This is a genomic window from Sorangium sp. So ce726 (genome assembly GCF_051521405.1).
Classification (GTDB): domain Bacteria; phylum Myxococcota_A; class Polyangia; order Polyangiales; family Polyangiaceae; genus Sorangium.
In genome coordinates, this window is sequence record NZ_CP150349.1 from 3,609,755 (window position 1) to 3,628,155 (window position 18,401).

At 72.3% G+C, this 18,401-nt stretch carries 17 protein-coding genes; 12 read left to right on the forward strand and 5 right to left on the reverse strand.

Going from position 1 to position 18,401, the window contains the following annotated elements:
* Window positions 1-24: 24 nt before the first annotated feature.
* Window positions 25-1,242 carry a molybdopterin molybdotransferase MoeA gene (locus tag WME79_RS13615; protein WP_437535261.1) on the reverse strand — a complete coding sequence of 406 codons (1,218 nt, stop codon included), beginning with the start codon at window positions 1,240-1,242 and terminating at the stop codon, window positions 25-27.
* A complete protein-coding gene (locus tag WME79_RS13620) occupies window positions 1,239-1,775 on the reverse strand; it encodes a MogA/MoaB family molybdenum cofactor biosynthesis protein (protein WP_437535262.1) in 537 nt (178 codons plus the stop codon). Before WME79_RS13620 ends, WME79_RS13615 begins: the two co-directional genes overlap by 4 nt.
* Window positions 1,776-2,017: 242 nt before the next feature.
* Here WME79_RS13620 and WME79_RS13625 point away from each other — a divergent pair, with 242 nt between their 5' ends.
* The 8 genes from WME79_RS13625 to rodA all read left to right on the forward strand — a co-directional run bounded on the left by WME79_RS13625 (window position 2,018) and on the right by rodA (window position 10,551).
* Window positions 2,018-2,971 carry a prolipoprotein diacylglyceryl transferase gene (locus tag WME79_RS13625; RefSeq protein ID WP_437535263.1) on the forward strand — a complete coding sequence of 318 codons (954 nt, stop codon included), beginning with the start codon at window positions 2,018-2,020 and terminating at the stop codon, window positions 2,969-2,971.
* A gap of 511 nt (window positions 2,972-3,482) precedes the next feature.
* Window positions 3,483-4,424: an RNA recognition motif domain-containing protein gene (locus tag WME79_RS13630; protein WP_437535264.1), complete on the forward strand. Its 942-nt coding sequence runs from the start codon at window positions 3,483-3,485 to the stop codon at window positions 4,422-4,424.
* 195 nt (window positions 4,425-4,619) lie between these two features.
* A complete protein-coding gene (gene rpmG, locus WME79_RS13635; RefSeq protein ID WP_012235039.1) occupies window positions 4,620-4,781 on the forward strand; it encodes a 50S ribosomal protein L33 in 162 nt (53 codons plus the stop codon).
* Between the two features lie 114 nt (window positions 4,782-4,895).
* A complete protein-coding gene (locus WME79_RS13640; RefSeq protein ID WP_276598056.1) occupies window positions 4,896-5,930 on the forward strand; it encodes a rod shape-determining protein in 1,035 nt (344 codons plus the stop codon).
* A gap of 149 nt (window positions 5,931-6,079) precedes the next feature.
* Window positions 6,080-6,937 (forward strand): rod shape-determining protein MreC, encoded by an 858-nt coding sequence (gene mreC, locus WME79_RS13645; protein ID WP_437535265.1) that lies wholly within the window; start codon window positions 6,080-6,082, stop codon window positions 6,935-6,937.
* Between the two features lie 4 nt (window positions 6,938-6,941).
* Complete coding sequence (locus tag WME79_RS13650; protein WP_272103239.1) at window positions 6,942-7,466, forward strand: hypothetical protein; 525 nt, start codon at window positions 6,942-6,944, stop codon at window positions 7,464-7,466.
* Window positions 7,463-9,418, forward strand: a complete 1,956-nt coding sequence (gene mrdA, locus WME79_RS13655) for a penicillin-binding protein 2 (protein WP_437535266.1) — start codon at window positions 7,463-7,465, stop codon at window positions 9,416-9,418. Before WME79_RS13650 ends, mrdA begins: the two co-directional genes overlap by 4 nt.
* Window positions 9,415-10,551 carry a rod shape-determining protein RodA gene (rodA, locus tag WME79_RS13660; protein ID WP_437535267.1) on the forward strand — a complete coding sequence of 379 codons (1,137 nt, stop codon included), beginning with the start codon at window positions 9,415-9,417 and terminating at the stop codon, window positions 10,549-10,551. Before mrdA ends, rodA begins: the two co-directional genes overlap by 4 nt.
* Before the next feature lie 170 nt (window positions 10,552-10,721).
* On the opposite strand, the gene WME79_RS13665 is transcribed toward rodA, so the two are convergent.
* The 3 genes from WME79_RS13665 to WME79_RS13675 form a co-directional block, all read right to left on the reverse strand.
* Window positions 10,722-12,023: a GTP-binding protein gene (locus tag WME79_RS13665; RefSeq protein ID WP_437535268.1), complete on the reverse strand. Its 1,302-nt coding sequence runs from the start codon at window positions 12,021-12,023 to the stop codon at window positions 10,722-10,724.
* A gap of 129 nt (window positions 12,024-12,152) precedes the next feature.
* Window positions 12,153-12,854 (reverse strand): PA14 domain-containing protein, encoded by a 702-nt coding sequence (locus WME79_RS13670; protein ID WP_437535269.1) that lies wholly within the window; start codon window positions 12,852-12,854, stop codon window positions 12,153-12,155.
* A gap of 93 nt (window positions 12,855-12,947) precedes the next feature.
* Window positions 12,948-13,952, reverse strand: a complete 1,005-nt coding sequence (locus WME79_RS13675) for a rhomboid family intramembrane serine protease (RefSeq protein WP_437535270.1) — start codon at window positions 13,950-13,952, stop codon at window positions 12,948-12,950.
* A gap of 310 nt (window positions 13,953-14,262) precedes the next feature.
* On the opposite strand from WME79_RS13675, the gene WME79_RS13680 reads away from it, so the two are divergent.
* From WME79_RS13680 to WME79_RS13695, 4 genes are all read left to right on the forward strand, one after another.
* Entirely contained in the window at window positions 14,263-14,925 is a 663-nt protein-coding gene (locus WME79_RS13680) for an RNA polymerase sigma factor (protein ID WP_272103245.1), read from the forward strand.
* The gene (locus tag WME79_RS13685; RefSeq protein ID WP_437535271.1) at window positions 14,922-15,776 is read left to right on the forward strand and encodes a hypothetical protein; all 855 of its coding nucleotides are present in this window, start codon (window positions 14,922-14,924) and stop codon (window positions 15,774-15,776) included. Before WME79_RS13680 ends, WME79_RS13685 begins: the two co-directional genes overlap by 4 nt.
* The gene (locus tag WME79_RS13690) at window positions 15,776-16,378 is read left to right on the forward strand and encodes a hypothetical protein (RefSeq protein ID WP_437535272.1); all 603 of its coding nucleotides are present in this window, start codon (window positions 15,776-15,778) and stop codon (window positions 16,376-16,378) included. Before WME79_RS13685 ends, WME79_RS13690 begins: the two co-directional genes overlap by 1 nt.
* 84 nt (window positions 16,379-16,462) lie before the next feature.
* Complete coding sequence (locus WME79_RS13695) at window positions 16,463-18,268, forward strand: DnaJ domain-containing protein (RefSeq protein ID WP_437535273.1); 1,806 nt, start codon at window positions 16,463-16,465, stop codon at window positions 18,266-18,268.
* The last annotated feature ends 133 nt before the right edge of the window (window positions 18,269-18,401 follow it).

Genomic DNA, 18,401 nt, shown 5'->3' on the forward strand with positions numbered 1-18,401 from the left:
CTGTGGGCAATGCGCGGCGCGCGGTCAGATCTCCGCGAGGCGAATGGCCTCGAGGCGATCGCCCTCGTCGATGCGCTCCCGATCGGCCGGCACGAGGACGAGCGTGTCGGCCTCGGCGAAGCTCGTGACGGCGCCCGACGCCTGGTTCGCGGCGATGCGGGCGATGAGCTCGCCGCTCGAGACGTCGAGGCGGGTGCGGAGGAACTCGGCGCGACCGGGCTGGCGCCTGAGCGCGCTGTCCGCGCGGACGATCACGCGGGGCGGCCGCGGCGCCGCGTCGCCCTGGAGCGCGCGGAGCAGCGGCACGCCGAAGAGGACGAACGTGAGCGCGGCCGAGGCCGGATTGCCTGGCAGCCCGAGCACGTGGACGACGCCGCACCGCGAGAGCTCGGCGCGCCCAACCGCGAGCGGCTTGCCCGGCTTGATGGCGACGCGCCAGAAATCGAGCGACACGCCCGCTGCTTCGAGCGCAGGGCGGACGATGTCGTGGTCGCCGACGCTCACGCCGCCGACCGTCACCACGAGATCGGACCCGCGCAGCGCCGTCGACACCGCCTCGGCGGCGCGCGCCGCGTCGTCGGGGACAAACGGTGCGATGCGGACCGCCGCGCCCGCCGCGCGCGCGGTCGCGGCGATGAAGTAGCTGTTCGACTCCGGGATGGTGCCGGCGGGGCCGGGCGAGCCGGGCGCGCGCAGCTCGTCGCCGGAGCACATCACCGTGACCACGGGGCGGCGCGCGACGAGGACGCTCGGGCGATCGAGCGCGGCCGCGAGCGCGACCTTCCCCGGGGTGAGCCGCGCTCCTCTGCGCAGCGGGACGGCGCCCTCCGCGAGGTCCGCGCCCCGGCGGCGCACCCAGGCGCCCGCCCGCGGTGCTTCCTGCAGGGTGATCTCGTCGCCGTTGCGCACGGCGTCCTCCTGCGGCGCGATCGTGTCGGCGCCGGGCGGCAGCCGCGCGCCGGTGAAGATTCGACACGCCGTGCCCGGGTGGAGCGCCGGCAGCGGGCGGCCGGCCGCGCTCTCGCCGCGGACGGGCAGCCTGAAGGGCCCGCTGCCCGCGAGGTCGGCGGAGGCGATGGCGTAGCCATCCATTGCGCTGTAGTCGAAGGCGGGCATCGCGTCGGAGGCCGCGATGTCCTCGGCAAGCACGCGCCCTGCGGCGTCGTCGAGCGGCACCCGCTCGGGGCCGACCGGGACAGCGGTCGCGAGCAGCCGATCGAGCGCCTCTTCGAAGGGGATCATCCGCGCTGCTCCTCGCCCTGCGCGGGCTGCGGGGGCCGGTGGTGGTGGCCGCCCTTGCCGGAGGCCAGCGTGACCGCGTGCGCGAGGACGGGGCCGATGATCTGCGTGACGGCGAGCTCCACCGCCTTCGGGCTGCCGGGCAGCGCGATCACCACGAGCCCACGCGCGACGCCGGCCGCGGCGCGCGACAGGATCGCGTTCGGCCCGATGGCGTCCCAGCTCAGGCGCCGGAACGCCTCGCCGAAGCCGTCGAGCGTCTTCTCGAAGAGCGGCGCGAGCGCCTCGAGGGTGCGGTCGCGCGGGGCGATCCCCGTCCCGCCTGTGGTGACGACCGCGTCGGCCGAGCCTGCGTCCGCGATCTGAACGATCGCCGCTCGCAGCAACTCGGGCTCCTCGCGGACGACGGCGTGGGATGTCACGGAGAAGCCGGCGCGCTTCAGGAACTCGCCGAGGAGCTGTCCGCCCTCGTCATCGTCGAGGGTGCGGGTGTCACTGAGCGTCAGCGTGGCGACGCGCACGGGGGAGCGGCTCATGCGGCAGGTTTACGCCTGTCCCCCGCGGTTGGCGAACTCTTGACGACACCGGCGCGACCTTACGGCGGACTTCGCGCGGTGGCGAGGTGGCGCGGTGGCCGATCGAGCGAAGGCGGCCTCGCTGCGTCCATGGCACCCGCGCCGCGCTTTGCGCGCCGTCCGCCGCGCATGGCGCGGCCTTGTCGCTCCGACGTCATCGACGGCGGATGGCTTTCGCCTCGTCGCTGCGCTAGGGGAGCGGCGTGTCAGGCCCTCTGATCCCTTACATCGAGCTCCCCGAGATCCCGCTCGCTTTCCTGGAGCACATCCCGCTTGTGGGGCAGCTCATCGATCCGGCGAAGCCGCCCTCGATCAAGCCGTTCGGCACGCTGGTGGCGCTCGGCGTCTACATCGGCGCCGTGGTCGCCACGCGGCACGCGCGCGAGCGGCGCCTCGACGAGAAGAAGATGAGCGAGTTCATCTTCTGGGTCGTGGCGGCCGGGTTCATCGGTGGGCACGTCCTCGACGCGATCTTCTATCACCCGCAGCGGGTCGCCCGAGATCCTCTCTACCTCTTCGCGCTCTGGGACGGCCTGTCGAGCTTCGGCGGCTTCACCGGCGCGCTGATCGGCGCCTTCGCGTGGCGCTTCTATCGCCGCGAGCGGATCCTGCCCTACTGCGAGGTCGTCAGCAGCGCGTTTCCGCTCGCGTGGGTCTTCGGGCGCGCAGGCTGCGCGTCGGTCCACGATCATCCGGGCCGCATTTCCGACGCATGGTTCGCGGTCCAATACCCGCTCGGGACGGGACACGTCGGCCGGTTCGATCTCGGCCTATATGAGTGTGTGCTCGCGATCCCGCTCGCGATCGCGTTCGCGGTCCTCTGGCGCCGGAACCCCCATCGTCCGCTCGGTTTCTACACCGGGATCATGTGCACCGCGTACGCTCCGGTGCGGTTCGCGCTCGATTTCCTGCGCGAGCGAGAGGGCACGGTCGTCGGCGGCGATCCGCGTTATGGCGGTCTCACTCCGGCGCAGTGGGCCTGCTTCGGTCTGTTCGTGGTGGGGCTCTATTTCCTGCGCATGGCGGCGCGCGGCGAGCCGTCGAGCGCCGGGGCGAGCCCGCTGGACGGCGCTTCGCGCGTCGCGGACGACGATCCGTCCGACGAGGATGATGAGGCCGAGGCGCCTCGGGCCTCCCGCGCCCGGGCCGAAAGGTAATCCCGCACCTGGGTACCTTGGACCGGTCGTTTCGGGTTTCGGGCAGATCCACGCCGCGCGATGCGCTCATCCGCTGGGCGGCGCTGGACCGCTCGGGCCTCCCGAGCGCCGGGTTTTCCGAGCGCCGGTCTGGCGACGCCCGCCTGTGACGGAGCGCGCGCGCTGCGGGGCCCCTGGTTGCCTGGACCGGCGCCCCCGGTCCTCCGGACCGGCGCCCGGGTGAGGGGCGAAGGCGCCGAGGGGTCCGGGACAGCTCCTTCCGGGCCTCCATTTGGCTCGCCCGCCCGTGGCGGGTCCCTTGACGCGCCAGGGGCGCCAGATATCGTGGGGTGGAGTTTGCACCAGAGGGTCGGCCCGCCGACCTTCGCTCGATTGAGCTCGGTCGCTCCTTCCGCCGACGGAGGGGCGATCGAGGCGCGCTCGCGAAAGGCTCCGCGTCATCGACATCGATCACGGAGCGAGTGGACCAAAATAAGAGGGAACGCAGGGGCCAACCCCAGGTTTTTCTACAATGGCTGAAGATTCGCGTAAGTTGTTCGTGGCGGGCTTGCCCGACTCCATCACCGAAGACGTTTTGCGGCAGCTCTTCGAGGCCACCGGCGGCAACGTCGTCGAGGTCAGTCTTCCGAAAGATCGCGCGACGGGTCGTCCGCGCGGGTTCGGCTTCGTCACACTCTCGACGACCGGCGAAGCCAACGCCGCGCGCGAGTCGCTCGACGGTTCATTTCAGGGCGGCAAGTCCATCTCGGTCCGCCCCTTCCAGGCCGAGCCGCCGCGGCGCGAGGGGCGCCCGATGGGCCCCGGCGGTGGCCCCGGTGGCGGCCCCGGTGGCCCTGGCGGCGGTGGCGGTATGGGCGGCGGCGGACCGGCTGCAGCGCCGGATCGGACCCTCTACGTCGGCAATCTCCCCTACGACGCGAGCGTCGAGGAGGTCGAGGGGCTCATCGGCTCGACGGGCGCCGGTCCGGTCGTGCGGGTCCACCTCCCCATGGACCCTGATGGTCGCAAGCGCGGGTTCGGCTTCGTGACGATGGCGAGCGCCGAGGCGGCGCGCGGCGCGATCGATGCGCTGCGCGGCGTGGACGTGCGCGGTCGGCGGCTCGTCGTCAACCTCGCCCATCCGAAGGGTGAGCGGCCGGCGCGCGAGGACCGCCCGGGCGGCTTCGGCGGTGGTGGTGGCGGCTTCGGCGGTGGTGGTGGCGGCTTCGGCGGTGGTGGTGGCGGCTTCGCCGGCGGCGGCGGCGGCGGCGGCTTCGCCGGCGGCGGCGGCGGCGCTCCTCCGCCGCCTGCGCGCAAGACCTTCGATGATCGCCGGCGGCGCGGCAGTCACGATGGGGACGGTCCTCCCGGCGGTGGCGGCGGCGGCGGCGGCGGCGGCGCTGGAGGCGGCCGGCGCAGCAACAACAAGAACTGGGATCGCGGCCGCGGCGGTGACGACTGGGACGACGAATGAGCGCTCCCGGTTGACAACTGCATCGTTTCTCGTAGGGTAGCGCCCTCCAGACGGGCGGTCGGGCGTCGCTGATCCGGCACACGTCCTCTGGTGCCCCCCGCCGGTTGCGGTGCTAGCGCTTCCCGTGCTGCCCGTACCTAGGTTCAACCAGGGCCGCCTGTGGAAACAGGTCGGCCCTGTCTTCGGAGACCTCCGATGCGCGACATCATCAAGCTGACGTGCGGCAACTGTGGCCGCGCGAACTACCACACGACGAAGAACAAGCGGACGATGACGGACAAGTTCGTCATCAAGAAGTTCTGCCCGACCGAGCGCAAGCACACCGAGCACAAAGAAGGCAAGATCTCGAAGGGCTAGGCCACGCTGCACCGCTGGCCGCTGCCGCCGGGCCCGCGCGAGCGGGCCTCGGGTCGGGCTGCTGCATCCTCTGCGGTGCTCGGCTTAACCTTTTTTCCTTTCTAGGGCGAAGCGATGATCTTCGACTGGCTCTACGGCCTGTTCTCGAACGATCTCGCGATCGATCTCGGCACCGCAACCACCCTCATCTACGTGAAGGGCAAGGGCATCGTGTCCTGCGAGCCCTCGGTGGTCGCCGTCCAGCGCGATGCTCGCGGCGGCAAGAAGGTGCTCGCCGTCGGCCGCGAGGCGAAGGAGATGCTCGGCCGCACCCCCGGCAACATCCAGGCGGTGCGACCTCTGCGCGACGGCGTCATCGCCGACTTCGAGATCACCGAGGCGATGCTCCGGTATTTCATCGCGCGCGCACACAACCGCCGCACGCTCGTCAAGCCGCGCATCATCATCTGCGTCCCGTTCGGCATCACCGAGGTCGAGAAGCGGGCGGTGAAGGAGAGCGCCGAGGGCGCTGGCGCGCGCGAGGTCTACCTCATCGAGGAGCCGATGGCGGCGGCGATCGGCGCCGGGCTGCCGATCACCGAGCCGAGCGGCAACATGGTCGTCGACATCGGCGGCGGCACGACCGAGGTCGCCGTGATCTCCCTCGCCGGCATCGTCTACTCGCAGAGCGTGCGCGTCGGCGGTGACAAGATGGACGAGTCGATCATGGCCTACATGAAGCGCAAGTACAACATGGCCATCGGCGAGCAGACCGCCGAGCGCATCAAGATCACGATCGGCAACGCGTATCCGCTCGAGCAGCAGCTCACGATGGAGGTCAAGGGTCGCGACATGGTGGCGGGTATCCCCAAGACGGTCGTCGTCAACTCCGACGAGATCCGCGACTCGCTGAGCGAGCCGACGAACGCCATCGTGGACGCCGTGCTCATCGCGCTGGAGCGCACGCCGCCCGAGCTGGCGGCCGACATCGTCGACAAGGGCATCGTGCTCACCGGCGGCGGCTCGCTCCTCAAGAACCTCGACGTGCTCCTCCGCGAGGAGACGGGGTTGCCCGTGATGGTGTGCGACGACCCGATCAGCGCCGTGGTGCTCGGCAGCGGCAAGGCGCTGGATCACCTCGAGCTCTTGAAAGAGGTCACGATCAGCTGAGGGTCGTCTTCGTGTCCCGCCCGTGAGCACGCCGGCGGGGGTTTTTGCGGCGCGCGGCGAGCCGCCCCGCGCCGGGGTGGGCGCCGCGCGCGGCGTCGAGAGGGGTGGCCTCGCGGGGCGCCTCGTACTACCTGGGTCCGGGAGCCACGGTGAACCTCAAACGCTACCGCGACTTCGTGATCGTGCTGTTGGCGCTCGCGGTGCCGTTCTGGTTCCTGCGCGCCAGCATGCGCGACCCCAAGCAGAACACGGGGGCCGACCGGATCATCATCAGCATCGCGGCGCCGATCCAGTACGCGGCCGCGACGCTGGCGCGCGGGATCTCGAACCTCTGGGGCGACTACATCTACCTGGTCGACGTCAAGGAAGACAACGCCAGGCAGGCCTCGCAGATCGCACGCCTCCGAGAGCGGGTGCGGAAGCTCGAGGCGCTCGAGGAAGAGAACCGCCGCCTGCGCAGGCTGCTCGACCTGCGCCAGAGCCTCCGGACCGATGTGGTGAGCGCCCAGGTCGTCGGCAAGAGCACCAACGATTTCTTCCGGGTGGTTCGCGTCACGCTCGATCGCGAGGCGCGGGACATCGGCTCCAACTTGCCGGTCCTCTCCGCGGACGGCGTCGTCGGCACGACGCTGAAGAGCGCCGGCGACACGGTCGACGTGCGGCTCGTGGTCGACGGGGGCAGCGGCGTCGACGTGGTCGTCGAGCGCACCGGCGCGCGCGGCTTCGTCCGCGGCACGGGCGATGAGAGCAAGTACTCCTGCAGCGTCGAGTACGTGCAGCGCACCGACGAGATCGAGGTCGGCGACCTCCTCGTGACCAGCGGCGTCGGCCGGCGCTTCCCGAAGGGGATCCCGGTCGGGACCGTGACGCAGGTCGTCCGCCGCGACTTCGGCATCTACCAGCAGGTGTACGTCGCGCCGGCGGTCGATTTCTCCCGGCTGGAGGAGGTGCTCATCGTGACGACGACGCCGCCGGAGGAGACGCCCCCCCAGGCGCAGCGGAGGTGACGCGATGAGAAACTCCGCGTTCCTGGCGATGGGGGCCGCCCTGCTGATCCTTCAGTCGAACCTGTTCCGGCTCATCGGCAAGCTGAACATCCCGGGCTCCACGCCGAGCCTGCTTCTGCCGCTCGTCGTGTTCATGGGGGTGCACGAGTACTCGATCGCGCGGGGCGCCGCGCTCGCGTTCCTCCTCGGGTACCTGCTCGATCTCTTCACCGGCGCGCCGGTCGGCCTGTTCACCTTCATCACCGTCGCGACCTTCGTCGTGTCGCGTGCGGCCGGCGTGCGGCTCGCCGCGCAGACGCTCCTCACGAAGATCGCGCTGGCCTTCGTCTTCGGCCTCGTCGAGGGGGTGCTCATCGTGATCCTCACCGCCATCTTCGGGGGCGACGCGGCGCGCACCCGCGCGCTCGCGCGGCTCGTCGCGCCGCACGCCGTCTCGACGGCGCTGTTCGCGCCGTTCGTCTTCCGGCTGGCCGAGCGCGTGCACCAGGCGACGATCAACGTCCCGCGGCCAGGGGAGAGCCCGCGGTGAGCCTGCTCGTCCAGCGCTCCGACGTGAGCGAGTTCCGCCGGCGCTTCCGGTGGATCGCGCTCGGCATGGTCGTCGGCTTCATGGTGCTCCTCGGGCGCCTGTTCTACCTGCAGATCCTCGAGGTCGACGAGAACAAGGCCGTCGCTCGCGAGAACATCGTTCGGCGCGTGACGCTCGCGACCACGCGCGGGATCATCCGAGACCGGAACGGCAAGGTGCTCGCGGCGAGCCGGCCGTCGTACAACGTCTACGTCGTCCCGCGGCGCCTCGACATGGAGACGATCTGGCCGAAGCTCGTCGAGTACCTCGGCGTCGGGATCGAGGAGCGCGCGCGGCTGGAGACGCTGATCACCTCGATCCGCGCCGACGAGGGCCCGCGCAAGAACCAGCAGATCCTGCTCAAGGAGGACATCTCGCGCGACGCCGTGGCGACCTTGGCGACGCACGACGCCGAGCTGCCGGGGGTCGACGTGGTGCCCGTCCCGGTGCGCTACTACCCGTACGAGGAGGTCGGCTCGCACGTCCTCGGCTACATGGCCGAGGTGGACGCCGAGCGGCTCGCGTCGCTCCGCAGCGTCGGCTACATCGAGGGCGATCGCATCGGCGTCACCGGCATCGAGCGCGCCTGGGAGAGCTACCTGCGCGGCACGCGCGGCTGGGAGAAGGTGCTCGTCGACGCCAAGGGGCGGCGCAGGACGGGCGGCGACGGGATCATCGAGGAGCCGCGGCGGGTGGACCCGATCCCCGGCCGCGACCTCCGGCTGACGCTCGACGCCGACATCCAGAAGGCGATCGACAAGGCGATGCGCGGCGAGCTCGCCGGCGGCGTCGCGGTCATCGACGTGCGCACCGGGCGGATCCTCGGGCTGTACTCGAAGCCCGGCTACAACCCGAACGCGCTCTCCGGCGGCTCGGGGAAGCAGGTCATCCGCGACGCGTTCCGGCGGCTCTACTCCGATCCGCTGAAGCCCGCGCTCGACAAGACGCTGTCCGGGGCGTACCCGCCCGGCTCGACGTTCAAGCCGTTCACCGCGCTGGCGGCGCTCGAGAAGGGGCTCATCGATCCCCGCCAGTCCTCGCGGTGCCGGGGCGCGCTGACGTTCGGCAAGCGCACGTTCCGGTGCACGCACGTGCACGGGCCGGTCGCGATGCAGCAGGCGATCGCCGAGTCGTGCAACGTTTACTTCTACCGGCTCGCGGCGGAGTACGGCGTCGGCATGGACGTCATCGCGGAGATGGGCCAGCGCTACGGGCTCGGCGCGCGGACGGGGCTCGGCATCAACGCCGAGGCGGGGGGCAGGATGCCCACCCGGGCGTGGATGACGCTCCGGAACAAGGGCCAGTTCCGCCTCGGGTTCGGCCTGAACGCGGCGATCGGCCAGGGCGCGACGACGGTCACGGTGCTCCAGCTCGCGCTCGCGTACGCGGCGCTCGCGAACGGCGGCACGCTGTACCAGCCGCAGATCGTGCGCGCCGTCGAGACGAGCGCCGGCACGGTCGTCCAGGAGTTCACGCCGCGCGTGCGCCGCCAGATCGACATCCGGCCGGAGAACCTCTCCCTCGTGCACCGGGCGATGGTCGCCGGCGTGAACGAGGAGGGCGGCACGGCGTTCAAGGCGCGCGTCGCGGGCGTGGAGATGGCGGGCAAGACAGGGACCGCGCAGGTCTCGCACCGGCTCACCCGCGGCGTCGAGGCCGAGCGGGTCTGGTACTTCAACCGCGAGCACGCGTGGTTCGCCGGCTACGCGCCGACGCGCTCGCCCGAGGTCGCCGTGGTCGTGCTCGTCGAGCACGGCGGCACGGGCGGCAAGCACGCGGCGCCGGTCGCCTTCGAGGTCGTCCGCGCGTACCAGGAGCTCGCGAAGGAGCGCCGCGGCGGCCCGAGCGAAGGGCCGCGCGCGGGCAAGAGCAGCGCGGGCCGCGCGCCCGCTGCGTCGGGGCGCACGCCATGATCCGGGGTGACTCTCTCTCTTCGCGCGATCGCGATCATTTCGACTGGCCGCTCTTCATCGCCGCGGTGGCCATCGCGGTGCTCGGCGTCGTCAACCTCTACAGCGCGACGAGCGTCTACTCCGGCGCGCGCGCGGAGCTCTACATCAGCCAGGTGTACTGGCTGTTCATGGGCGGCATCATCGGCGGCGTGCTGATCGCGCTCGACTACCGGCACCTCGAGCGCCTCGGCTACGTGCTCTACACGTTCGGCGTCTTCTCGCTGGCGCTCGTCTTCGTGCTCGCGCGCGACGTGCGCGGCTCCGCCAGGTGGATCGAGTTCGGCGCGTTCCGGTTCCAGCCCAGCGAGTTCATGAAGGTGTTCCTGGTCATCGCGCTGGCGAAGTTCCTGCACGATGACCCGCGCAACGAGGGCCGCACCCTCCGCGATCTGGCGATCCCGGCGGCGCTGACGGCGGTCCCTGCGCTCCTCGTGCTCAAGCAGCCCGATCTCGGGACGGCGCTCATCCTGGTGTTCGTCTTCCTGACGATCGCGGCGGTCACGCGCGTGCGGTGGAGGAGCGCCGCGCTGTTCGTCGTGTCCATCGCGGTGGCGATCCCGATCGTCTGGGAGTACGTGCTGCTCGACTACCAGCGCGCGCGCGTGCTCGTCTTCCTCCACCCCGAGGAAGATCTCCTGCACCGCGGCTGGCACGCCCACCACTCGCGCGTCGCGATCGGCAACGGCGGTCTGTTCGGCAGCGGGTACCTGCGGGGCACCCAGAACCAGTTCCTCTTCCTGCCGGATCAGTTCACGGACTTCCCGTTCCCTGTCTTCGCCGAGGAGTGGGGGTTCATCGGGTGCATGGTCCTCGTGTGCCTCTATGCGTTCCTGGTCGTGTGGGGGATCCGCATCGCGTCGATGGCGAAGGATCGCTTCGGCGCGGTGCTCGGCGTCGGCTGCGCGGCGATCATCTTCTGGCACGCGGTCATCAACCTCGGCATGACGTCGGGCGTGCTGCCGGTCGTCGGCGTCACGCTGCCCCTGTTCTCGTACGGCGGATCGAGCGTGACCACGGTGATGGTGGCGATCGCGCTCCTCATGAGCGTGTCGATGCGCCGCTACTCCGGCGTCGCCTCGCTCGATCGGCTCTGACGGCGTCCTTGGACATACGCTGAATGCTTGGCGCTCGTCCCCCGATGCGACGTTCGCCAGGCCCGAAGCGGCAAGGCGCCCTGGAAGCCGCAGGTGGATCGCGGGGTGGTGGGGCCCCGACGAGCTTTGCTCGGCGGGGCGGCGGGGGCGCGTGCGCCCGCCGCGTGGACTCAAATCGCGCTTTCTGCGAGCCGCGCCTCGATGACGAACGCGAAGGCCTTGAGCGCGTCGCGCTCGGTGATCTCGCCGCCAGCGCGCGCTCTTCGGACCACGGCGCGAAAGCCGAGGTAGCGGCGCCCGTCCAGGCCGAGCAGCGCCGGCACCGTCGCTGGATCGCGCGCCGTGCCGCCCGAGCCCGCGAGCTCCGCCGCTTTGTCGAAGATCCCCGCGACGAGCGCGTCGCAGCGCTCGAGCGCGACGGCGTACCGCTCCGCGGCGATCGTCGCCTCGATCTCCGCGATCGCCTCCCGCTCGGCGGTCGGCCAGAGCGCGACGAACGAGAGGCCCGGCTGGGCGAGGTGCCTCGTCGCCGCGGACGGGCCGTCCGCGCGCGCGGTCGCCGGGGCGTCCGCCGGCGCGGCAAGCTTCCGGGCGGCGAGCCGCAGCGACGGCGGGAGCCCTCGGCTCACCGGATCCCTGACGCCGGCGCTGCGCGGCGCGAGCTCGCCGCCAGGCGATGCGGTCGCGACGGGCGCGGCCGCGGCCTCGCTCGGATCGCCGATCGTCGAGTCCGGTGGCATCGTCGACCACGGCTTGCTGGGCGGCGCGAGCCGCGAGATCACCGCGTCGAGCGGCGCCGACGGCGGCGGCGACGCGTCGCGCAGGGCGGTGGCGAGCCCGCCCTCGATCGCGTCGAACCCGCCCAGCCCGCTCCCCATCGCGTCGGGCAGGCGGCTCTCGAAGGCGCGCAGGACCGCGGCGCTGATCTTCTCGAGCCCCTCGTAGAGGCCGAGCCCCGTCTTCGCTGACGTGGCCAGCGAGAAGACGCGGGACGGGTTCAACATCGCGTCGAGCTCCGAGAGTGGCAGCAAATCGGGCAAATCGCGCTTGTTGTGCTGGAAAATGTGCGGGACGTGCTCCAGCGCCCGCCCCTGCTCGGCGAGGTTCTCGCGCAGGTTCTCCATGCTCTCCATGTTGGCGTCGGCGCGAACGGCCTGCGAATCGCTGACGAACACGATGCCGTCGGCGCCCGTGAGCACCAGCTTTCGGGTCGCGTTGAAGTAGACCTGCCCTGGCACCGTGAAGAGCTGGAGCCTCACGTTCATCCCGCGCAGCTGCGGGAGCCGGACCGGCAAGAAGTCGAAGTAGAGCGTTCGATCGACCGGCGTCGCGAGGGAGACGAGCTTGCCGCGGTACTCAGGCTTCGCCGTGGCGTGCAAGTACTCCAGCGTGGTCGTCTTGCCGCCCAGGCCGGGCCCGTAATAGACGATCTTGAAGACGAGCTCGCGCGACAGTGGGTTCACCGACGCCATGGGCGGCGGCGACGATACACGAAAAGGCGAACGACAGCGCGGGGTGTGCGCTGGCGCATGGAAGCCCGCCGCGCGCCCGGCGTGCCCGCCCGGGCGGGGCGCCGGAGGTGCGTCCGGCGCGGCGCGCCGTCAGCGGAGCCCGACGAGCGGCTCGAACTTGTCCTTCTGGCCGATCTGGACCATGAGCGCGACCTGGCCCCGCTGCGCCTGGAAGTAATCGAGCCGCAGCCGGTGCGTCCCCTCCGTGAGGCGGGCCTCGCCGTCGACGGTCTTCGCGTTGTGGACTCCGTCGTTCGCGACCACGCGCTTGTCGTCGATGTAGAGGACCGCGCCGTCGTCCGAGGTGAGCCTGAGCTGGAACACGCCTTCCTGGGGCGCCTTGAACTCACCCTCGAACCGGATCGCGAACCACTCGTTCTGCGCGAGCGCGCCCGGGAAGCCGCCGGAGAAGTCCTGCGACTTCACCTCGAACTTGTCCGTGTACAGCACCGCGAACGGCACGAGCCCGTCGAAGGTCGGGAGCTTCTGGGTGTTTTCGGGGATCACGTACGCGAGCCCCCGGAAGGCGCCGCCCTCCCCGTTGCCGAACGCGTTCGGGGCGGTGATGCGCGGCGCGTTGTTCGTGGGCAGGCGCCACTTCGGGGTCCTGCGCCGCTCCGGCTCCGGGTCGGGCTTGGCCGGCTTGCGCGACCGGGAGGCCTTCTTGGCGGGCGGCGGGGGCGGCGGCGAGGCCTCTGCCGGCGTGTTGCCGCTCTGGATGGTGACATGGCAGCCGCTGAGGAGAGACGCGGCAAGCACGCACGAGGCGATGTGCGACGAGGTTCGGACCATGACGTCTCCTGAGAGGGAACGGACGGATTGGCCCGCCCCCACGTGAATGCGAGGATGGCGCTTAGACGTTCGAGCCGTGCGCCGCAATCAGCGTCACGTCGCGTCAGGAGCCCCCGGCACGAGCGAGCCCGCCGGCCGAGGGGCGAGCGCACCGAGAGCGTCCTCGGGGGGCCCCTTGGGCTGGCCGTGCAGCGCGGGCCCGGGCGCCTCCTGCCGCGCGTTCCCGTCGAGCGATTCCGCGGCGCGCCAGACCGGCGAGCGCTGGGCGAGCGCGAGCGCGGCGAGGCAGGCGAGCACGCTGGCGAGCGCGCCGGCGTTCATCACACCCTCGTACCGGCCCCGCGCGGGCCCCGCGTAGCTCAGCCCGAGCAGCGCGCCGCTGGCCAGGCCCCCGATGTGCGCGGCGTTGTTGATGCGAACGCCTGTGCTCGACGCGTTCACGACGAAGCCGAAGAGGACGATGTAGAACACGGCCTGGAGCGCGAGGTCCTTCCATCGCGGGTCGCGGCGGCGGAGCAGCCAGCCGAGCAGGAGGCCCATCACGCCGAACACGGCGCCGCTCGCGCCCGCGGTGCACACGACCTCGGGCTGCACGAAGAGGTTCCATGCGGCGCTCGCGCCGAAGCCGAACAGGCCCGTGAGCACGTAGGCGATCGCGAACCGCGCCGAGCCGACGGCGGGCTCGGCGGCGCGGGCGAGCATGCCGAGCGTCACCATGTTCATGCCGAAGTGGAGGACGCCCATGTGGACGAAGACCGCAGAGAGCAGCCGGAACGGCTCGAAGGGCACGCCGGGCGCGAGGAGGAGCGCGCCGAAGCGGAGGTAGCTCGGCGCGTCCCACGCCGAGAGGAGGCCGAGATCGCGGGAGTGCGCGGCCACCAGCTGGCCCACGAACACGAACGCCGTGAGCCCGCCCAGGATCTTGGTCGCGAGCAGGCTTCGCCCGTCGAGGCGCCCTCGGGTCGGCGCGGTGTGGGCGGGAGGCGCGAGGAGCGGCGCGCCGCAGCGGATGCAGCGGCTGAAGTCGCCGCCGTTGAGGGCGCCGCAGCGCGCGCAGTGCAGCGAGCGCCTCGGTCCGCCGGACGGCCCCGCCGTCACAGGGCAGTCCCGGAGCGCTGGCCGACGCCGGGGTGTGGGGGGGACCTGAACGCTGTATCGAGGGTCACCTGGGCTCCTTTCACGTCGGACGCTCCGCGTGGAGGCCGGCACAATGTGGCGGCTCCTGGCCGTAAGGTCCACGGGTTTGGGCCGTTGTCGAGGGGTGAATGCCGTGGTCCTCCCGCGCTCGGTTCCGCCTGCCGGTGCGCGCGCCCTCCTCGCCGGGGGCGCGCACCGGCTCGCCAGCGGCGCGCAGGCGCTCCTGGACCGCGGCGCGCGCCGGCCCGAGAGGGGCGCGAGGCGGACACCGGTGCGCTCCGTTCTGCGTCCGGGTATCGTCGCCGCTGTGACGGCGGTGGCAGCAGCGAGGCCCGATCTCGAGGCGGAGCGCCTGCTGTGCGAGCGCGCGGCGCAGGGCGATCGCCTCGCGCTCGGGCAGCTGCTCCGCAAGTACGGGCCAGCGCTGTACCGCGCGGTGCTGTTGCCCCGCCTCGGCTCCGACGCGGCCGCGCAGGATGCTCTGGCCGAGACGTATGCGCGCGTGATCGAGCGGTTCTACCAGTTCCAGTGGCAGAGCTGCGGCATCTATCCCTGGCTCCGCGTCATCGCGCTGCGCATCGCGCTCGACATGCTCCGCGCGCGCCGCCGCGAGGCGCTCTTCGAGCCCGAGGATCTTCAGCGCGAGATCGACGCCGCGGAGACCGACCTCACCGCGCGTGGAGAGGCCGAGCTCTGCGAGAAGCGCGATCTCGCCGACGCGCGGGCGCGCGTCGAGGACGCGCTCGGGCGCCTCAACCCCCGTTACGCCGAGGCCATCCGGCTACGTGTGCTCGACGAGCGGCCCCGCGACGAGGTGGCCCTCGCGCTCGGGGTCAGCGTGGCGACGTTCGATGTCGTCCTGCACCGCGCCATGACCGCGCTGAAGAAGGCGCTCGCCGCGCCGCGCGCGGAGCGCAAGGAAGGAGCGCGATGAAGCCGCGGCTGCCCTCGGATCCGCGCTCGCCGCCGACCGGCGACGGGCCCCAGGAGCGCCGCGCCGGCGCGGATCGCGGCCGGCGGCTCGCGCTCGTCGCGCCTGGCGCGGAGCCCTTCGCGCCTGCGTCCGACGACGAGCTGCGCGCGGCGCGCGAGCTCGCGGAGGCGCTCGATCGCGGCGAGGTCCCGCTCGCGGACGCGCTCAGGGCGGCGGCCCGCCCCGCCGGGCTCGACAGGGTGGACCACGAGGCGCTGCTCGCGCGCGCGCTCGGCGACGAGGGCGCGCCGCCGACCAAGGCCGAGCTGCGCGCCGCCGAGCGCCTGCGAGAGGCGCTCGATCCCCGCGCTGCTTCCGGCGGTGGGCCGGGGCGCGGCGGTGGCTCCGGGGGCGAGGGGGCGCTCCGCTCGGCTGACGCACGCGACGAGCTCGCGGAGCTCGCTGTTGCGCTCCGGGCCGCGTGGCGTCCGGCTGCGCTCCCGGAGCTCCGGGGGCGCGCGCTCATCGACCAGGCCTTCCGCGCCTCGCCCGCGCGCGGCCCCCGGCGCATCGCGCCAGTGACGATGGCGGCGCTCTCGACGCTCGCCGCGGCCGCGGCGGCCGTGGCGCTGATCTTCGGCCAGATCAGGGAGGAGCGCGCCTCCGTCGCGCGCGCGCCCGCGGCCGCTGCTCCGGGCGGGGCGGTCGCCGCGCGGCCCCTGCTGATCGAGGCGCGCTCGACCGCCGCGCTCTTCGATCCGGCCGCGCCCTTTCCGCGGGAGGGCGGTCAGACGGAGCGGATCGATCGCATCGCCGCCGCGCGCGCGTCCGATCTGCGCCAGAACCGCTACGCGGCGTGGGGGGTGCGCTGATGCGGGGCTCGCACCTCGTCGCCGTCTGCCTGGGGCTCCTCACGGCGGCGCACCTCGGGTGCGCCCCGGGCGACGAGCGGGCGCGCGCTGCTGGGGGCCCGGGCGATCCGGCGTGCGCATGCGCCCCAGCCCAGGTCGTCGATCCCACGCTCCTCGCCTTCCTCTCGAGGGCGCGCGCAGCGCACCATGCCGCCGACGTCGCGCTCGGCGCGGGCGATCGCGCCGCTGCGCTCCGCGCCCTGGAGGGGATCATCGCCGCGCCGAGGCCGCCGGGGGCGCCGCCGGAGGTCGCCGAGGTGACGGCGGATACGTACGCCCGGCTGGCGGAGCTCCGGAGCGAGGCCGGCGAGTTCGACGCCGCGACGCGCGACATCGACGCGGGCCTCCGGTTGGCGACGGCGCCTTCTCATTATCAGGGCCACCTCTACGAGGTCGCGGGCGTGGTCGAGGAGCGCCGCGCGAAGGCGCTCGAAGCGAAGGGGGATCGCGAGGCGGCGGCGCAGGCCCGCGCGCGGGCGGTCGGGCTGCTGGAGCGGGCGATCTCGATCCAGGACCAGGTGATCACCGAGGCCCTGAAGGGCCCCGGGGAAAAGCCGCGCTGAAGGGCGCGCTCGCCGTGGTCTGCAATTGCGACGGGCGCGGGTTCGTCGTTAGACTCGAGCGGGAGGGGGCCGCTGCTCGACCCGATGACGTTCCGTGTTCCAAGGCCGAAGCCCGGGTACGATCTCAAATCGCTCCCGCTGAAACCGGCGGAGGCGTTCCTCCTGTCCCGCATCGACGGCGTCCTGACGGATCGGGATCTGTCCTTGATCACGGGAATGTCGCACGGCGATACCGTCGAGGCGCTGCGCCGCTTGCGCGACCTCGGCGCGATCCTCCTGGACGGGGAGCCCTCCGGACAGCCTCCGCCGCGGGACGCCGCGCGGCGCGCGGCCGCGGTGGATCCGGAGAAGACGATGCCGTCCGGGTCCGAGGCCGCCCCGCTTGGCCGGGACGCCCTGCAGCAGATGGAGTCCCTGCCGCTCTACGATCCTGCCGAGCTCGACGAGCCGGTCGAGCTCGCCTCCGACCGGAAGCGGCGGATCCTCGACCTCTACTACCGCCTCGAGGATCTCAGCTATTACGCGCTGCTCGGCGTCGCGGATCAGGCGGACAAGAAGCAGATCAAGAGCGCCTACTACCAGCTCGCGCCGGAGTTCCATCCGGACACCTACTTCCGGAAGCAGCTCGGCTCCTACAAGCCGAAGATCGAGGCCATCTTCACGCGCATCACGCTGGCGCACGACACGCTGACGTCGAAGCAGCGGCGCGCCGAGTACGACGCGTACCTCGAGCAGACCCACAGGAACCGGACGATGGCGGCGCTGATCGAGCAGACGCCGCGCGACATCGCCACCATAACGACCGCCGTCGACGCCACGGTGCGCGCCGCGTTCGCCGATCCGCGCGACATGGGCGCGTCGCCCGGGCGTTATTCCTCCGAGCGCGTGCCCGCAGAGCAGGGCGCGTCCGCTGTGTCCTCCGGTGCCGCCGCGCCGGTTCAGCCGTCGCCGGCGCAGCCGCCTCCAGGAGGAGGCTCGCCCGACAACGGAGGCGCGCCGGCGCGGAGCGCAGCGCCAGCCTCGCCTGCTGCGCCTGCTCCCACCGCCAAGGACCGGCGTGAGACGTTCGCGCGCAAGCTCACCGGAGGCTTGCGGCGCACTCCGGCGGGGGCGTCCTCCACGGCAGCAGCCGCTGCGTCCGGGGTGGCCGCCACGCCGGCTGCGCCGACCGCTGCGCCTCGGGCGGCCGCCGCGCCGACCGCTGCGCCTGGAACGGCCGTCGCGCAAGCTGCGGTGGCAGGCGCCTCTGCGGCGCCGCCGAAGACCCCTTCCGGCGTGCGTTCGCCGGAGTCGATACGGGCGGTCGAGGCGCTCAAGGCGCGTTACGAGAACGCCCGCAACGAGGCGCTCCGGAGCCAGATCGCGCGGTACTCCGACGTGGCTCGGGCCGCGCTCGAGCGGAACGAGTTTGCGAGCGCGGCCAACGCGTACCGGATCGCCGCGTCGCTGGCTCCGGAGGACGCCGAGCTCCAGAGGGCGTCGGCCGAGGTGGAGCGCCTCGCGGCGGTGGCGCTGGCGGACGGGTACCTCAAGCAGGCCGAGTACGAGGCACAGAACGGCCGCTGGGTCGAGGCGGCGCTGAGCTATGTGAAGGTGTGCAACGGCCGCCCGGACGACGCCGGCGCGCACGAGCGGGTCGCGTACGCGACGCTCCAGGCAAGGGAGAGCACGCGGCGGGCGGTGGAGTTTGCGCGGCGGGCGGTGGAGCTCGTGCCCACCTCCGTGGAGTTCCGGCTCACGCTCGCGCTGTCGTACGCGGCCGCGGGGCTCGCGAAGAGCGCGGCTGGCGAGCTCGAACGCGCCGCCGAACTCGCAGGGAACGATGGTAGGCTGCGCGGCCTCGTCGCGCAGGCGCGCGAGCAGGCCAAACAGCAGGGGAAGCAAGTCTAGCGCCGGCCCTTACAGAAGGCGCGCTGGCCCCTGGCGGGGCCGGAGCGGCGCCTTCCGCATGGCCGGCGCACGATTGGCCCGCTCGGCTCCGCGAAACGGTCTAGCATCGTGGCCTCAGCGGCCGTTCGGGCCG

What these genes read in the sequence shown, in the direction of transcription:
- WME79_RS13615 (WP_437535261.1), bottom strand. Translation starts at nt 1,242, where the DNA reads ATGATCCCCTTCGAAGAGGCGCTCGATCGGCTGCTCGCGACCGCTGTC.
- WME79_RS13620 (WP_437535262.1), bottom strand. Translation starts at nt 1,775, where the DNA reads ATGAGCCGCTCCCCCGTGCGCGTCGCCACGCTGACGCTCAGTGACACC.
- WME79_RS13630 (WP_437535264.1), top strand. Translation starts at nt 3,483, where the DNA reads ATGGCTGAAGATTCGCGTAAGTTGTTCGTGGCGGGCTTGCCCGACTCC.
- rpmG (WP_012235039.1), top strand. Translation starts at nt 4,620, where the DNA reads ATGCGCGACATCATCAAGCTGACGTGCGGCAACTGTGGCCGCGCGAAC.
- WME79_RS13640 (WP_276598056.1), top strand. Translation starts at nt 4,896, where the DNA reads ATGATCTTCGACTGGCTCTACGGCCTGTTCTCGAACGATCTCGCGATC.
- WME79_RS13650 (WP_272103239.1), top strand. Translation starts at nt 6,942, where the DNA reads ATGAGAAACTCCGCGTTCCTGGCGATGGGGGCCGCCCTGCTGATCCTT.
- rodA (WP_437535267.1), top strand. Translation starts at nt 9,415, where the DNA reads ATGATCCGGGGTGACTCTCTCTCTTCGCGCGATCGCGATCATTTCGAC.
- WME79_RS13665 (WP_437535268.1), bottom strand. Translation starts at nt 12,023, where the DNA reads ATGGCGTCGGTGAACCCACTGTCGCGCGAGCTCGTCTTCAAGATCGTC.
- WME79_RS13670 (WP_437535269.1), bottom strand. Translation starts at nt 12,854, where the DNA reads ATGGTCCGAACCTCGTCGCACATCGCCTCGTGCGTGCTTGCCGCGTCT.
- WME79_RS13685 (WP_437535271.1), top strand. Translation starts at nt 14,922, where the DNA reads ATGAAGCCGCGGCTGCCCTCGGATCCGCGCTCGCCGCCGACCGGCGAC.
- WME79_RS13690 (WP_437535272.1), top strand. Translation starts at nt 15,776, where the DNA reads ATGCGGGGCTCGCACCTCGTCGCCGTCTGCCTGGGGCTCCTCACGGCG.
- WME79_RS13695 (WP_437535273.1), top strand. Translation starts at nt 16,463, where the DNA reads ATGACGTTCCGTGTTCCAAGGCCGAAGCCCGGGTACGATCTCAAATCG.